General features: G+C 66.3%; 18 protein-coding genes. 8 read left to right on the top strand and 10 right to left on the bottom strand.

From position 1 onward, the window contains the following. Positions 1-170: 170 nt before the first annotated feature. The 3 genes from VGP60_RS36185 to VGP60_RS36175 all read right to left on the bottom strand — a co-directional run bounded on the left by VGP60_RS36185 (position 171) and on the right by VGP60_RS36175 (position 2395). Positions 171-569, bottom strand: a complete 399-nt coding sequence (locus tag VGP60_RS36185; protein WP_327552706.1) for a hypothetical protein — start codon at positions 567-569, stop codon at positions 171-173. Between the two features lie 60 nt (positions 570-629). Next, positions 630-1820, bottom strand: coding sequence for an RtcB family protein (locus VGP60_RS36180; RefSeq protein WP_327552705.1), 1191 nt, complete (start codon positions 1818-1820; stop codon positions 630-632). A 71-nt stretch (positions 1821-1891) separates the two neighbouring features. Further along, positions 1892-2395 carry an NUDIX hydrolase gene (locus tag VGP60_RS36175; protein WP_327552704.1) on the bottom strand — a complete coding sequence of 168 codons (504 nt, stop codon included), beginning with the start codon at positions 2393-2395 and terminating at the stop codon, positions 1892-1894. A gap of 104 nt (positions 2396-2499) precedes the next feature. Between VGP60_RS36175 and VGP60_RS36170 the strand changes: the two genes are divergently transcribed. Next, positions 2500-3537, top strand: coding sequence for a DUF4034 domain-containing protein (locus VGP60_RS36170; protein WP_327552703.1), 1038 nt, complete (start codon positions 2500-2502; stop codon positions 3535-3537). 70 nt (positions 3538-3607) lie between these two features. Here VGP60_RS36170 and VGP60_RS36165 read toward each other — a convergent pair whose 3' ends face one another. Beyond that, positions 3608-4675: an aspartate-semialdehyde dehydrogenase gene (locus VGP60_RS36165; RefSeq protein WP_327552702.1), complete on the bottom strand. Its 1068-nt coding sequence runs from the start codon at positions 4673-4675 to the stop codon at positions 3608-3610. After that, positions 4676-5941, bottom strand: a complete 1266-nt coding sequence (locus tag VGP60_RS36160) for an aspartate kinase (RefSeq protein ID WP_327552701.1) — start codon at positions 5939-5941, stop codon at positions 4676-4678. 144 nt (positions 5942-6085) lie between these two features. Here VGP60_RS36160 and VGP60_RS36155 point away from each other — a divergent pair, with 144 nt between their 5' ends. Further along, entirely contained in the window at positions 6086-6676 is a 591-nt protein-coding gene (locus tag VGP60_RS36155) for a nitroreductase family protein (protein WP_327552700.1), read from the top strand. On the opposite strand, the gene VGP60_RS36150 is transcribed toward VGP60_RS36155, so the two are convergent. After that, positions 6673-7272 carry a hypothetical protein gene (locus VGP60_RS36150; protein ID WP_327552699.1) on the bottom strand — a complete coding sequence of 200 codons (600 nt, stop codon included), beginning with the start codon at positions 7270-7272 and terminating at the stop codon, positions 6673-6675. The genes VGP60_RS36155 and VGP60_RS36150 overlap by 4 nt on opposite strands. Before the next feature lie 59 nt (positions 7273-7331). Further along, positions 7332-7718: a hypothetical protein gene (locus tag VGP60_RS36145; protein ID WP_327552698.1), complete on the bottom strand. Its 387-nt coding sequence runs from the start codon at positions 7716-7718 to the stop codon at positions 7332-7334. 221 nt (positions 7719-7939) lie between these two features. Between VGP60_RS36145 and leuA the strand changes: the two genes are divergently transcribed. From leuA to VGP60_RS36130, 3 genes are all read left to right on the top strand, one after another. Continuing rightward, the gene (gene leuA, locus VGP60_RS36140; protein WP_327552697.1) at positions 7940-9727 is read left to right on the top strand and encodes a 2-isopropylmalate synthase; all 1788 of its coding nucleotides are present in this window, start codon (positions 7940-7942) and stop codon (positions 9725-9727) included. Positions 9728-9816: 89 nt separating this feature from the next. Further along, positions 9817-10716 (top strand): helix-turn-helix transcriptional regulator, encoded by a 900-nt coding sequence (locus VGP60_RS36135; protein ID WP_327552696.1) that lies wholly within the window; start codon positions 9817-9819, stop codon positions 10714-10716. Continuing rightward, the gene (locus VGP60_RS36130; protein WP_327552695.1) at positions 10689-10877 is read left to right on the top strand and encodes a DUF397 domain-containing protein; all 189 of its coding nucleotides are present in this window, start codon (positions 10689-10691) and stop codon (positions 10875-10877) included. Before VGP60_RS36135 ends, VGP60_RS36130 begins: the two co-directional genes overlap by 28 nt. A gap of 5 nt (positions 10878-10882) precedes the next feature. Here VGP60_RS36130 and VGP60_RS36125 read toward each other — a convergent pair whose 3' ends face one another. Both VGP60_RS36125 and VGP60_RS36120 read right to left on the bottom strand, forming a co-directional pair. Next, the gene (locus VGP60_RS36125) at positions 10883-11263 is read right to left on the bottom strand and encodes a hypothetical protein (protein WP_327552694.1); all 381 of its coding nucleotides are present in this window, start codon (positions 11261-11263) and stop codon (positions 10883-10885) included. Further along, the gene (locus tag VGP60_RS36120; protein WP_327552693.1) at positions 11260-12429 is read right to left on the bottom strand and encodes a hypothetical protein; all 1170 of its coding nucleotides are present in this window, start codon (positions 12427-12429) and stop codon (positions 11260-11262) included. The genes VGP60_RS36125 and VGP60_RS36120 overlap by 4 nt, the downstream gene beginning before the upstream one ends. A gap of 116 nt (positions 12430-12545) precedes the next feature. Between VGP60_RS36120 and VGP60_RS36115 the strand changes: the two genes are divergently transcribed. Then, on the top strand, positions 12546-13130 hold the full coding sequence (locus VGP60_RS36115; protein ID WP_327552692.1) for a DedA family protein: 585 nt from the start codon (positions 12546-12548) through the stop codon (positions 13128-13130). Here the strand turns inward: VGP60_RS36115 and VGP60_RS36110 are convergent. After that, positions 13082-13708, bottom strand: a complete 627-nt coding sequence (locus VGP60_RS36110; protein WP_327552691.1) for a peroxiredoxin-like family protein — start codon at positions 13706-13708, stop codon at positions 13082-13084. The genes VGP60_RS36115 and VGP60_RS36110 overlap by 49 nt on opposite strands. 65 nt (positions 13709-13773) lie before the next feature. Here VGP60_RS36110 and VGP60_RS36105 point away from each other — a divergent pair, with 65 nt between their 5' ends. Together VGP60_RS36105 and VGP60_RS36100 are read left to right on the top strand one after the other, a co-directional pair. Beyond that, positions 13774-14382, top strand: coding sequence for a TetR/AcrR family transcriptional regulator (locus VGP60_RS36105; RefSeq protein WP_327552690.1), 609 nt, complete (start codon positions 13774-13776; stop codon positions 14380-14382). A 228-nt stretch (positions 14383-14610) separates the two neighbouring features. After that, entirely contained in the window at positions 14611-15024 is a 414-nt protein-coding gene (locus VGP60_RS36100) for a hypothetical protein (protein WP_327552689.1), read from the top strand. Positions 15025-15191 lie beyond the last annotated feature (167 nt).

Here is a 15191-nt window from a genome sequence, read left to right as displayed (position 1 = left end):
CTTTGGGGTAACAGGCACGGCATCGCGAGCGACCGAAGGACCGCCCGGCGGGCCGTGGTCACCTTCTCGTGAGTGGCTACGAGTGTTAGAACACTTGTAGGCACTCACGAGCCACCCACCCAGGCCGCGCACACCACCGGCGTCCGGGGCGCGGAGCGGCCAGCTGCGCGCTAGAGGCAGGCTTTGCGCAGGGCGTCTAGGTGCTGGACGTTGCGCTGTGCCCACTGGCCCACGACACCGAGGTCGTCCCAGCGTTCCCGCTGCACCTGGACGTACGAGTCGGCCATCGTGAACAGGGCGTTCTTGACGTCCTGCTCCTGCACCTGACCGGCGAGCTCGCGCAGGCGGGCTTCCTTGTCGGCGGCTCTGGCCTTGACCTTTTCCGGGTCGACCAATGGGTTGAGGTCGGCGAGGCCGAGCGCTTCACCGCAGGCCGTGGCCTTGCCGACCGCGCCGTTCGCGGTGTCGACAGCCGAGTCGACGCCGTCCACGGCCTCGTTGACCTCGGAGCAACCACCCAGCAGCAGCCCGGCGGCGGCCACGATTCCCAGCACTCCCCAACGTTTCATGATTCCAAGGTACCGGCTGATCCGGGCATACCGGGCGGGGCATGCCGCCTGCCCGGTAGTTCAGCCCTTCACGCAGACGACCTGCTTGAGCTGCGCGACCACCTCGACGAGGTCGGTCTGCGCCTCGATGACCGCGTCGATGTCCTTGTACGCGGCCGGAATCTCGTCCACCACCCCCGCGTCCTTGCGGCATTCGACACCGGCCGTCTGCGCGGCGAGGTCATCAGTGGTGAACATCCGCTTGGCCTTGTTCCGCGACATCCGGCGACCGGCGCCGTGCGACGCCGACTGGAACGAGCCCAGGTTGCCGAGCCCACGCACGATGTACGAACCGGTCCCCATGCTGCCCGGGATGATCCCGAGGTCCCCGGAACCCGCGCGGATCGCGCCCTTGCGGGTCACCAGCAGCTCGACGCCGTCGTAGGTCTCCTCGGCGACGTAGTTGTGGTGGCAGCTGATCGCGTCGTCGAAACGGGTCCCCGGCACGGTTTCGGCCAGCGCGAGCTTGACGAGCGCGACCATCGTCGCGCGGTTACGAGCCGCGTAATCCTGTGCCCAGAACAGATCCCGGCGGTACGATGCCATTTCCGGCGTGTCCGCGAGGAAGACCGCGAGGTCCTTGTCCGGCAGGTCGGCGTTGTGCGGAAGTCGTTGCGCCGCACGGATATGACGCTCCGCGAGCTCCTTGCCGATGTTGCGCGAACCGGAGTGCAGCATCAGCCAGACACGGCCTTCGTCGTCACCACCCTGTTCGAGGCAGACCTCGATGAAGTGGTTGCCACCACCGAGGCTCCCGATCTGCATCCGGGCCCGCTCTTCGAGGTTGCGGACGCCTTGGTGGAGTTCGCCGAACGCACCCCAGAACGTGTCCCAGCCACCGATTCCGTGCACCTTCGCGGGGTTCACCGGCGTCTTGTGCCGGTTGAACCCGACCGGTACCGCGGCCTCGATACGACTGCGGAGCGCGCTCAGGTCGTCGGGAAGATCCTTGGCGGACAAGGAAGTCCGTACCGCACTCATGCCACACCCGATGTCGACGCCGACGGCCGCCGGGCACACCGCGTCGCGCATCGCGATCACGCTGCCGACGGTGGCGCCCTTGCCGTAGTGCACGTCCGGCATCACGGCGAGACCATGGATCCACGGCAGGTTGGCGGTGTTGCGCAGCTGGCGCATCGCTTGCTCTTCAACGGAATGCGGGTCCGCCCACATCCGGATCGGCACGCGGGAACCTTCCACTGCGGTGTACATGACTTCCCTCTCGTAAGTGGCTTTGGACCTCGAAGGATCCATTGCCGCCCGTGGTGCCGCAACCGAATTGTTCAGTGATGCCAGGGAAGTTGGACCGGTTCGGGCGGGATCCGACCGGCTGCCAACGCTTTCAGCAACGGCGCGAGCTCCAGCGGGTACACCGGGTCCGAGGGCGCGGCCAGTTCGCCGAGGGTCCACCAGTGGTGCGCGGTGATCTGCGCGCGCTCGAGGGCTTCGAACCCGGAGGTGTCGACGTCGTGCTTATCGACGCGCAGAAAGAAGAAATCGTCCCGGAAGACGCCCTTCGCCCAGCCCAGATCGGCGTACCCGGACGTCTCGGCGACGACCTGGCCGAGCTCCTCGGGCCGGACCACCAAACCGGTTTCCTCCCGAAGTTCCCGAACCGCGGCATCAACGAGACTCTCACCTTTGTCCACCCCGCCGCCGGGAGTCCACCAGCAATAGCCACGCGCCGGTTCCTTGCTGTTGCGGTAACCGCGGAAGAGCAGCAACCTGTCGGCACTGTCGAGCAGGAGTACACGCGCCGTCCTGCGGCGATAGGTTTTGCTAGGCACTTCTGCAGGCTAGCCGCGCGGAGCCGGCTCCGGTCATGACGGGCTCTGACCGAATGCACCCTTACCTGGAAGACGAATTTCGGGCATCAGGCACACTAGCCGCCATGGCCCTCTCCCTGCCCAGCAAGTTCAAGGCCGCGCGGGCACTGACGCGCGAAGCGAAGCGGCGCGGAGTCTCGACCGACGAGCTCGGCGTGATGCTCACCCCGGCGGAGATCGCCGCGCTGACCACACCGGACAGTGAGCCCACGAACGACGCGCTGCGATGGCGTCTGGTCCACGAAGACGAAGTCAGCGCGGAACCGTTCGCCGAGCCGGTGCTCGCGTCGGTGCTCGCCGGCGCCGCCGACCTCGAATGGCGGCCCGCCGCGGAGCTGCTGCGCGCGGCCGGCACCGATTGGGAACGCCGTGGCCTGCTCGTTTCCCGGCTGGCCGAGACGGCCGCCGAAGACGACGGCTGGCTGAAGGCGTGGCGCCGCGCCCGGCCCGACGACCCGCACGCGCTGATCGTGCACGCCGAATCGCTGGTGACCCTGGCCTGGCGGCAGCGCGACGGCCGGTTCCACAGCCTGCTGGACCAGGCCGAGGCGTCGGCCGAAGAAGCGGCCAAGGCGCTGCCGCACGACCCGACGCCGTGGGTGATCGCGGTGACCATCGCCCGCGGCCTGGAGTTCGACCGCGACAAGTTCGGGACATTGTGGACCGAGCTCGTCGCACGTGGTCCGTACCACCGGCGCGGGCACGAGGAAGCGCTGCGGTACTGGCAGGAGAAGTGGGCGGGGCCACACAAGCAGATGGTCGCGTTCGCCGAAGCCGCCGCCAAGGCACCGTCGCTGAGCGCGTTGCCGCTGCAGGTCGCACTCGAAGGCGACGACCCGGGTGTCTGGAAAAGCGCGCCGGTCCGACGGGCGCTCGACTCGCTTTTGGGCTGGCTGCGCGGAGAAGGCGCACACAGCCCGCACCTCGGCGTCGACCGCAGTTTCGCGGCGATCGCGCTGGTGCACAACAAGCGCTTCAACGAAGCCGTCGAACAGTTCAGGCGCTTGGAAAACCGGGCCGACGCCTGGCCATGGGCCTCGTTCGGCGACCCGAAGGAAGCCTTCCTCGACTTCCGCGCGAAAGCCACCCGAGGCGCTCGCTAGAACCACGCGAGATGTCGACATGTCGTGATCTCTTAGGAACTGAGGGATCACGACATGTCGACATCTTTGGCTAGGCGAATTCTGGGGCGAGCTGTTCGGCGACTTCGTAGGTGTTGAGCGCGGCGCCCTTGCGCAGGTTGTCGCCGCAGACGAAGAAGTCGAGCGCGTTCGGGAAGTCCAGCGCCTGACGCACCCGGCCGACGTAGGTCGGGTCGCCGCCGACGACGTCCGCGGGCGTCGGGAACTTGCCGTTCTCCGGGTCGTCGACCAGCACGATCGACGGCTGCGCCTCGAACACCTTGTGCGCGGCCTCGACGGTGACCTCACGCGCGAAGGTCGCGTGCACGGCCAGCGAGTGCGTGGTGACCACCGGGACCCGCACGCAGGTCGCCGAAACCTTCAGGTCCGCGATCCCCAGGATCTTGCGGGATTCGTTGCGTACCTTCAGTTCCTCGGAGTACCAGCCGTCGCCCTTGTACGAACCGGCGGCCGGGATCACGTTCAGCGCGAGCGGTGCCGGACCGAACGGACCGTCCTCAACGGACAGTCCAGCGGCTTCCAGGGCCTGCCGGACATCGCCCGCCACCGCGCCGACGTTCTTACCCGCCACCGCTTCGAGCTCGGCGTTCAGCCGGTCGATCCCGCCCTGGCCCGCGCCGGACGCCGCCTGGTACGAAGCCACGACGAGTTCCTTGAGCTCGAACTCGCGGTGCAGCGCGCCGAGCGCGGCCATCATCGACAGCGTCGTGCAGTTCGGGTTCGCGATGATGCCCTTGGGCCTGTTCGACGCATCGGCAGCATTTACCTCGGGCACCACGAGCGGCACTTCGTCGTCCATCCGGAACGCACCGGAGTTGTCGACCGCGACCGCGCCGCGGGCCGCCGCGATCGGCGCCCACTCGGCGGAGATCTCGTCGGGGACGTCGAACATCGCGATGTCGACGCCGTCGAAAGCTTCCGGCTTCAGCTCGATGACCGTCAGCTCTTCGCCGCGCACGGTGATCTTCTTGCCCGCCGAACGCGCGGACGCGATCAGCCGGATCTCACCCCACGGCACGGTTTCCCGGCCGTTGATGATGTCGATCATGACGGTGCCGACCGCGCCGGTCGCGCCGACGAGAGCCAATACGGGTGCCATCTAACGTCCACTCCCTGCATAGACGACGGCCTCTTCGTCGCCGCCCAGTTCGAAGGCTTCATGAATCGCGCGCACCGCGTCGTCGAGTTGCGCGTCCCGGATCAGCACGGAGATGCGGATCTCGGAGGTGTTGATGATCTCGATGTTCACGCCCGCCTCGGCCAGCGCCTCGCAGAAGGTCGCCGTCACCCCGGGGTGCGAACGCATTCCCGCGCCCACAAGGGAAACCTTGCCGACGTGGTCGTCGTACAGTACCGACTCGAAACCGATCTCACCCTTGATTTTCTCCAGCTCCGACACGGCCTTGGGACCGTTCGTCTTGGAGAGGGTGAAGGTGATGTCGGTGCGGCCCGAGACCGTGCTGGAAACGTTCTGCAGCACCATGTCGATGTCGATCTCGGCGTTCGCGATGGTCCGGAAGATCCGGGCGGCGGCACCGGTGTGGTCCGGCACGCCGGTCACGGTGATCTTAGCTTCGGACCTGTCGTGCGCCACACCGGTGATCAGCGCTTGTTCCACGGGGATCTCCTCAATTGAGCCGGAAACAATCGTCCCCGGCTTGTCGCCGAACGAAGAACGGACACTGATCGGGACGCCGTAGCGCCGCGCGTACTCGACGCAGCGGAGCATCAGGACCTTGGCGCCACCGGCCGCGAGCTCGAGCATTTCCTCGTACGAAACGGTTTCCAGTTTGCGCGCTGTCGGCACTATCCGCGGGTCGGCGGTGTACACACCGTCCACATCGGAATAGATCTCGCAGACATCCGCGTTCAGCGCGGCCGCGAGCGCGACCGCGGTGGTGTCCGAACCGCCACGGCCGAGCGTGGTGATGTCCTTGGTGTCCTGCGCGACGCCTTGGAATCCGGCGACCAGCGCGATGTAACCCTGTTCCAGTGCTTCGGTCACCCGGCTCGGCGACACGTCGATGATGCGCGCGTTGCCGTGCACCGACGTGGTGACGACGCCGGCCTGCGAGCCGGTGAACGACCAGGCCTCCGCGCCTTGGGCGGAGATGGCCATCGCCACGAGCGCGTTGGAGATCCGCTCACCCGCGGTGAGCAGCATGTCCATCTCGCGCTCCGGCGGCACCGGGTTGACCTGCTGCGCCAGGTCGAGCAGCTCGTCGGTGGTGTCACCCATCGCCGAGCAGACGACCACTACGTCGTTACCGGCTTTCTTGGTGGCGACAATCCGCTCCGCCACCCGCTTGATCCGGTCAGCACTCTCCAGCGACGATCCGCCGTACTTCTGGACCACGAGCGCCACGCCCGAACCTCCTCGCCGGGGCGGGTCGGCTCCTCAGGGCGTCAAGGAGCCCCCGCGTCCCTCATTTGCGGAAATCCTACCGGGGTGACGGATCGTCACCACCCCGATGTGTGGCCCTGGACACTTCTTGGGAGTATCCGGCGTATGGAGAAGCCTGCGGAAACAAGCGTGCCGGTCGCCGATTTCATCGCGAAGCGCTGGAGCCCGCGCGCGCTGGACGAGACGGCGACGGTCTCGTGGGACCAGCTGCGCGCGATACTCGAAGCGGCCCGATGGGCGGCGTCGTCTGGCAACACGCAGCCCGCGCGCTACCTCGTCGGGCTGCGCGGTGACGAGACGTATCAGAAGATCTTCGACGCGCTGTCCGACGGCAACAAGCGCTGGGCACACCGGGCGAGTGCGCTGCTCGTTGCGGTGATGGTCACCCGCAACGAGAAGGGTGACATCCCCCACGCCGAATACGGATTGGGCCTGGCCGGGCAGAACCTGGTGCTCGAAGCGATCAACCAGGGACTGGTCGCGCACCAGATGGGCGGCTTCGACCCGGCCGCGATCCAGCGCGACTTCGAACTGCCGTCCGACGCCGTGCCACGGGTCGCGATCGCCGTCGGGACGCCCGCGGCGCCGGAGGTGCTCGGTGACGAGCGCAGCGTCTCCCGCGAAGTCGCGCCGCGGAAGCGGATCCCGCTGAGCGAGTTCGCGTTCACCGGGTCGTGGGGAAAATCCGCGTTCTAGGCTTCGAGGCCAAGGCGCTCGAGTTCCCAGCGGGCGAGCTTTTTGATGACGGCCGGGTCCTGGTTGCGCCAGCCGGTGGTGACCTCGCCCGCCTTCGCGAGCCGCGGCAACGGCTGGGTCACGAGGGCGCGCAGGGCGAGAAGGTCGTAACCCTCTTCGCCGAGACGCTGCAGGTGGACGCCCGCGGTGGCCCGGCGCACGAACCGCAGTCGCAGCGGCAGCCACGTGATCAGCAGGAACACGATCGGGATCGCGATCAGGATCACGGCCATCCAGAGTGCCAAGTCCGTCACCGCCTCGACCTGCCACTGCCCGGCCTGGCTGAGCTTCGCCCCGGCGTCGGACCCGGTGTGCAGGGCCTTGGCCAAGGCGTCGCCGACCAGCGGGACGTCGTCTGCGTTGTCGGCCGCGGAGTCGAAGGTGCCGCGCAGGCCGGTGCCGGCGTCGATGAGCCCGTCACCGGGCGCGCGGAGTTGCATGACCTGGGAGTGGACCTCAGTGCCCAGCCAGATCGCGAAAACGGCGAGGAGGAGGGCACCGAGGTCGGCGACGACCTGGGCGGTGCGGCGGATCGGACGGTCGGCGTAGAACTTCATCGAGTCGCCCCTTGTGCGCGCGGTCACAGCGCACGGAACCTACCCGATCGGGTGATAAATCAACCCCCGGACTGGCCACCGACCCGGCGGATGACCTTCGCCAGGATTCCCGACACGACCAGCCAGAAGATCGCCGCGATGCCGTAGTTCACGAGCACGTTGAGCTTCGGGTCCACGGGCTGGAACAGATCCTTGAAACCGAGCGAGACCGACTCGGCCCAGCCCTTCACGAACGACACGATCCCGTTGGCCTGGTTGGCGTCACCGATCACGAAGATCACGTAAAGCACCAGGAACGCGGCGAAGATCAGGCCGATCCAGCGGACCAGGCCCGCCAGGAACGAGACCGTACGGTCCTTCTGCTTTCGCCAGTCGACACCGCGCCGATCGACATCGTGGCGTTCCGCGGGTTTGGTCTCGGGTTCCGGCTCAGCGTGCTCGCCCATGCCGGGCAGTGTGACACGCGCTTGCGCCAATTACTACCTGCCAGTAACACCCACGTGAACCCGCCTGACTTTCCTTAGGGCACGTCGCGTGGTTAAGGTGGAGTCGTGGCACGCGCTCTCCTGCTTCGCTGCCGCGACGGGGCCTGACCGGACCGGCTCCTCGTCGCGGGGCTTTGTGATGCCGGTCGAAATCGACCCTTCCCGGCAGGAGTTTTCTTCGCATGACCACGTCAGAACCCCGCACTTCGCCCAGCCGCATCCGTAAGCCGGCCAGGACAGCGCCCGCGGACCAGCCCGTATGGAACACCCAGCGCGGCACCTCGATGCCCGTTCACCGCTACCGGCCATGGCACCAGCTGATCGAGGACATCGATCTGCCCGAGCGCACCTGGCCCACCAAACGCATCGAGCGCGCGCCACTGTGGTGCGCGGTGGACCTGCGCGACGGCAACCAGGCGCTGATCGACCCGATGTCCCCCGCCCGTAAGCGCAAGTTCTTCGAACTGCTGGTGCGGATGGGTTACAAGGAGATCGAGGTCGGCTTCCCGGCCGCGAGCCAGACCGACTTCGACTTCGTCCGCGAGATCATCGAAGAGGGCGCGATTCCCGACGACGTCCGCATCCAGGTATTGACGCAGTGCCGCCCGGAGCTGATCGAGCGCACGTTCCAGTCACTGGAAGGCGCGCCGCGCGCGATCGTCCATATCTACAACTCGACGTCGATCCTGCAGCGCCGCGTGGTTTTCCGCGAAGAGCGCGAAGGCATCAAGAAGATCGCGACGCAGGGCGCGGACCTCGTGCAGGAGTACGCCGCGAAGTACTCCGACACCGACTTCCGCTTCGAGTACTCGCCCGAGTCGTACACCGGCACCGAGTTGGCTTACGCCGCCGAGGTCTGCAACGCCGTCACCGAAATCTGGCAGCCGACGCCTGAGCGGCCGGTCATCCTGAACCTGCCCGCGACCGTCGAGATGGCCACGCCGAATGTGTACGCGGATTCCATCGAGTGGATGAGCAACAACATCGAGCGCCGCGACGGCGTGATCCTGTCGCTGCACCCGCACAACGACCGCGGCACCGGCATCGCCGCGGCCGAACTGGGCTACATGGCCGGTGCGGATCGCATCGAAGGCTGCCTGTTCGGCAACGGCGAGCGCACCGGCAACGTCGACCTCGTCGCGCTGGGCATGAACCTGTACAGCCAGGGCATCGACCCGCAGATCGACTTCTCCGACATGGACGAGATCAAGCGGACGGTCGAATACTGCAACCAGCTGCCCGTGCCCGAGCGCAGCCCGTGGGGCGGGGATCTGGTGTTCACCGCGTTCTCCGGCAGCCACCAGGACGCGATCAACAAGGGCCTCGACTCGATGAAGTCGTTGTCCGACAAGGCAGGCATGCCCGTCGACGAGTACCCGTGGGAGGTCCCGTACCTGCCCATCGACCCGAAGGACGTCGGCCGCAGCTACGAAGCCGTCATCCGGGTGAACTCGCAGTCCGGCAAGGGCGGTGTCGCCTACATCATGAAGGCCGAGCACCAGCTCGACCTGCCGCGCCGCCTGCAGATCGAGTTCTCCAAGGTCATCCAGCGCCACACCGACACCGCCGGCGGTGAGGTCGCCCCGGCGACGATGTGGAACGCATTCTCCGCGGAGTACCTCGAGCCGCGCGTGCCGCTGGAGCTGATTCGCCAGCACGTCACCGACAGCGGTGGCGGCGACTACGAAATCAAGGCGTCGGTCCGCGTCGATGGCGACGACCACGAGATCCACGGCAACGGAAACGGCCCCATCGCGGCGTTCTTCGACGCGCTGTCGACGGTCGGCTTCGACCTGCGGCTGCTGGACTACAGCGAACACACCCTCACTCCCGGCGACGACGCGCGGGCGGCCTCGTACATCGAGTGTGCGATCGCGGACCGGGTCTTCTGGGGCATCGGCATCGACGCGTCGATCGTGACGGCTTCGCTGCGCGCGGTCGTTTCGGCGGTGAACCGCTCACACCGGTAGCGGTACCCCGCGGTACCGGCTGAGTCCTTTGCGGTGAACCGGTCGTGCCGTGCTGTCTCGCAACGGCTATGTGGTCCTAGCGTGATCACATGACCGAGACAGCACGGCCCGACTCCACCGCCCGGGCCCGCGAATTGGGCCTCGACATGAAGCTCACCCGCGAGCGAGCGAACATGAGCGGGCGCGAGCTAAGCCGAAAGCTCGGCTGGACCCACGGCAAGCTTTCGCACATCGAGAACGGCCGCCGCCCACCATCCGGCGTGGAAGTCGCGACCTACTTGGCAAGTTGCGGACCTCTGGTGCGGCCGGACTACGAGCGCATGCTTGAACTTGCCGCACAACCTGATGATGCGTACTGGGTACGACCACACAATGTCGAACTCCCGAATGAGCTCCGCTCACTGATCCTGCAAGAAAGCATCGCCAGTTCGATCGCTCAATACGAGCCGTTGGTTGTACCTGGTCTTCTCCAGACCGAGGGCTACATGCGGGCGCTGTTCCGCTGGGGTTCGAGGCGGCCCGCGAAGGAAATCGAGCTGAGAATTCAGGCTCGGCTTGCTCGGCAAGGTCTCCTCAAGCGGCGGTTCCCGCCTGAGTGCACCTTCTTCATCCAGGAGCACGCACTGCGTACTTCAGTGGGCGACATTCTGGTGATGGGTGAGCAGCTCCTCTACCTCGCACTCGCCACCTCACAGCGGCGATGCACGATTCGAGTCGTGCTGGATTCAGCTGGACCGTTCAGCACCGGTGGCGCGTTTCGATTGATGGACTACAGCGCACACGATCCGGTCGCCTACACCGAGAATCTGGCCTCCGGGATGTTCCTGCAAAAGCCTGAGGACATCGCGCTGTACCGAGATTTCCTCACAAGACTCGATGGACATGCGCTGGATCAGGGACAATCGCGGGCATGGCTTGCCAACTTGGCAGATGCCTACGATTGTCTGGAGGCAGGCACCCCATGCCCACCCGAGAGCGCACCGAGCTGACCTGGCGCAAAAGCAGTTACAGCAACACCAACAACGGCGACTGCGTGGAAGTCGCCTTCATTCCGGACGCCACGGCAGTGCGCGACTCGAAGGCCCCCGCCTCCGGCCACCTCGCCCTCGCCCCCCAAACCTGGCGCGCCCTCCTCACCACCTTGGCGTGAGTCGGTCAGCCGAACCATTGTTTGTCGGCGAAGAACGTGTCGTCATCGTTCTCCTCGGGCCTCGGCCGTCGCGGCGGGCGGGTGGGCTCCGGCGGAGTGGGCTCGTCGATCTCGATCGTGCGGATCTTGTCGGCTATCCGGTCCATCGCCTGGTCGGAACCCTCGACGAGAGCTCCGCGCTCCTGTTCGCTGGTCTTCTCCCAGCGATCCAGCAGCGGGGCCATGCTGGAAGCGTTGTCGCCCGGACCGGAGGACAGGTAGGCGAGATCGCGCAGGGAGTGCCGTCCGGCGAGGACGTCCCGCGCGAGGTCGCGTTTGCCGGGTGAGCCTTCACGCGCGACCAGTTCGAGCAGCTTGGTGGTGGTTTCGCTGTTCCACATGCTCATTGCATCCCCTTCGGGACCGTATAGGGCTCGGTGGGCCAGTCCGCCGCCTTCACGGGATCGGTGGCGGCCAGCACCTCGCCGAGGCCCTGAAAACCTTGGACTATCGTGTGCGCCGCGGCCACGGCGTCCGACACCTTCGTGGCGTTGCTGACGATGGCCGTGAGGACGTGAAGCGGGTTCTCACCCCCGAGCAGACTCTTGATGCCTATCGACACGTCGGTGATCAGATCGGCTTTGAGGACTTCCTCGATGAGGTAGTCGAGGCACCGGTTGATCGACTCGAACGCGAGGTAGAGCAGCCGGGCGAGATTCATCATCCGCTCGCCCGCGCGCATCAGGAACTCCGAATGCTTCTGGCAGCAGGCCGAATAAGTCTGCAGCCAGGCCAATGCCTCGTCCGAGGCGTGCCCGCTCCAGCTCTGCTGGATTTCGAAACGGCCCTGGTCGATGTTGGTCTTGATGCTCCCGAAGCTGTAACCCGCGTCTCGGAACGCGATGGCCTGGTCGCCGAGCAGTTCGTAGCCCAGGCCGCCGATCAGGACGACGAGATCGTTGAACAGGTCCCGGCCGCAGAGCCTCTTGACGATCTCCCGTACGTAGGCGGCCACCGATGCCGTCTCCAGGATCTTGTCCGCTTCCCGGTACGCCTTCACGCCCCAGTTTTCGGCCCACATCTCACCGCCGGGATGTTCCATCCCCGGCGTCTCCTGCCAGTGCCGTGGATCGTCGTACGGGTCGGCGACGTTCTCGAAGGGCTTGGTGCCGTTGCGACGGACGACTGCGCCCTGCTCCACTATCGCGGGCGTGTAGTCCTCCGCGTAGGTCTTGTCGAAGGCGGCTCGCCACTGCTCGTCGTGACTGGCGTAAATAAGGGCGACAGCGGTGAAGGCCGCGCCCGCGGCCGCGCCCAGCGACCCGGCCTTGGCCGTGTTCTCCATCCCGACCCGCTGCAATTCGTCGATGGCCGCGCGTGCCGGCTCGAGCAGTAACGGGATACCGATCCCGCCGAACATCGAGAGGCCGCCGCCCTCGCCCCAGTTGGACGGTCCGTTCGAGATCCGCCCGCCCATCGCCGTCGCGGCCGCGCCACAGCGTCCGACCAGGCCACCGAGGTTCTGAATGTCGATGGGTGTCACTTGGAAGCCGGCGGCCTGAGGCTTGGTCATGGAATCCGATGTTACGCAAAAGCCGGTTCCCCGGCTGGAAGCTGTGAAAGCTGTCGGGGTGCTGAGAGATCGCTGAGGGTGGGGAGTGGTTTCGGACCTGGTGCGTTGTAGCGGGTATGAACGGAACGACGGCCGCGCTGCTCGTCCTTTTCGTTGTCGCGCTCGTGCCGCTGCTGCCCACTGAAGTGGCGCTGATCGGCATGGGCGTCGCGGCCGCGCAGAACGAGACAGCGCTGCTGCCGGTGATCGCGGTCGCGGCTGTCGGGTGCCTGGTGTCCGACCTCGTCTTGTACGGACTCGGCTGGGCCAGCGGGCCGCGGGCGCTGACCAAACTGCGTCGCCGTCCGAGTATCGACGCCGGGCTCGACTGGCTCGACGGGCAGCTCGGCCGTCATCCGCGTCCGGCGCTGGTCGTCGCGCGCTGGTTGCCCTCGGGTGGGACGGTCGGCGCGTTGCTGGCCGGGTCGCTGCGCTGGCCGATGGCGACTTTCCTCAGCGCGTCGGCGATCGGCGTGACGTTGTGGACGTCGTACGTCGCCCTGCTCGGCTATCTCGGCGAGCAGCTCATCGAGCAGCCCGGAATCAGCCTGCTGCTTTCGCTCGGCGTCGCGACGCTGCTGGGCTCCGGGATCACCTTCGCGCTGAAGCACCGTCAGCGCAACTCGGCGACGATCTCCTCGGGTTCCGTGCGGGTCGTGTAGTCCGGGTGGACGTCGATGAACCGGATCGTCTTGTCCTGGTTCACGATCAGCACAGTCGGATGCGGGAGTTCGGCTTCACCGGTGCCGTTGATCACCTTGAGGTCCGTGCCGAAGACCGCGGCGGCGTCCTGGACGTCCTGCATCTGCCGATACGTGATGCCCAGCGGGCGGGCGACCTCATTGCCGACGTCGGACAGGACGCTGAATTCCAGCTCGTTCGCTTCCTTCATCGACAGTGAGCCGTCCGGGAGCTGCGGGCTGATCGCGACCAGGCGCACCCCCAGCTTTTCCAGCTCCGGTACCAGTCCCTGCTGGTAGGTGTGCAGAGTCGTGTTGCAGTACGGGCACCAGCTACCGCGGTAGAAGACGAGCACCGCGGGCCCGTTCGCGACGATCTCGTCGAGGGACACCTGTCCGCCGGTGGCGTCCTGGAGCTTGAAATCGGCGACGATCGAGCCGACGGCGGCGACACCGGACGCCGTGTTGCGGGCTTGCTCAGCGGCGAAGACGTCGAAGATCTCGGTGGGTGCAGCCTGCTTGACCTGTGCTTTTGTGCTGTCGAGCGCGTCGGAGAGCATGTGGTGACCCCTTAATCGACCGCTGTACCGTTCAGTACAACGATCGAGACTGTACTATTCGGTACATGGCGACGCAAGCGACGACCGATCAGGGAAAGCGGACGAGGGATTCGATCGTCGACGCCGCCGCCCAGCTGATGTACACGAACGGCGTGGCCGCGACCAGTCTCGACAAGATCCTCGCCGCGTGCGGCGCCGGGAAATCGCAGATGTACCACTACTTCAAGAACAAGAACCAGATGGTCGAGGCCGTGATCGAGCGCTACCTGGAAACGATCCTGGCCAACCAGCCGCAGATCTACGACCTCGACTCGTGGGAGAAGTTCGACCTCTGGGTCGAGCAACTGCTCGACATCCAGCGCGGCCCCGACGGCCCGATCGCCTGCCCGCTCGGCAACCTGGCCGGGGAGCTCGGAGACGACGAAAAGATCGCGCCGCTGCTGGACAAGGCGTACCGCGAATGGGAGTCACACCTCGCGCGCGGCCTGGAAACGTTGCGGGACAACGGGCTTCTCAATGCCGATGCCGACCCGGGACGACTGGCGCAGTCGACGTTGGCGTGCCTGCAGGGCGGTCTCCTGCTCGCGCATGTCCGCCGGGACATCACCCCGCTCGTCGACATTCTCGCCATCGCCATCGCGAACCTCAGGCTCCACGCGCGGCCTCAGGCGTAAGCCTTTAGGCATAGATACGGCTCAGGGGCCAGGTCCGGTCCGGTCGGTTCCCGATGTGCCGAGCCCGCTGATTCCGAAGGCTGAAGGCATGAAACTACGCTGCCGAGCGAGCGACGCGAACTCATGGTGTCGATCTGGTATCCCGCGAAGACTTCTGCCGGCACTCCCTCGCGGTACCTCACCTCGAAGGAATCCGAACTTCCGGCGGCTCTACTGGAAGATCCAAGCGTGCCGACGGACTCGTTCGCCAGGACGAAGACCTATTCCAAAGTGGACAGTCCGCCACTCGGTCTGCACGGACCGCTTGTGGTGCTGTCGCCAGGCTTCATGAGTCACGGTTACGTGGTCGCCGGGATCGGGCACAACTACGAATCGGTCGCCACTACGTTCCCCGACGGCCACACCGATCGCGTGGCATGCGCGGAATCCAGTGACCGCCCCAAAATCGCCCGCGGTCGCGCGGCGGAGGTGTCGTTCGTACTCGACCGGCTCACCGGGCCGAACCCGCTCTGGGCCCGCGGTATCCAGATCACCCGGACCTACGTCGGCGCGTTCCTCGACAGACAGCTGCGCGGCTGGCCGGAACCGCTGCTGAACCGGCCTTCGACTCGCTTTAGCGAGGTCCACCACTGGGCGCCCTAGGCAAAACAGGGCGCGGCCAGGTGCGTGGCTCGTGAGTGGCAACGAGTGTTATTGATGGGTAAGGCAAATGTGGCATGATCGGTGGATGGCTCCGAAGGTTCGGGTGACGGATGCGCGGCGGCTTTCTCAGGCGTCGCAGGAGGATCTGCGTCGGCGGGTGGTGGCCG

The organism is Amycolatopsis sp., from assembly GCF_036008905.1.
GTDB lineage: Bacteria > Actinomycetota > Actinomycetes > Mycobacteriales > Pseudonocardiaceae > Amycolatopsis.
The sequence above is the reverse complement of the archived record's forward strand: the minus strand, read 5'-3'. Positions and strand labels throughout refer to the sequence as shown.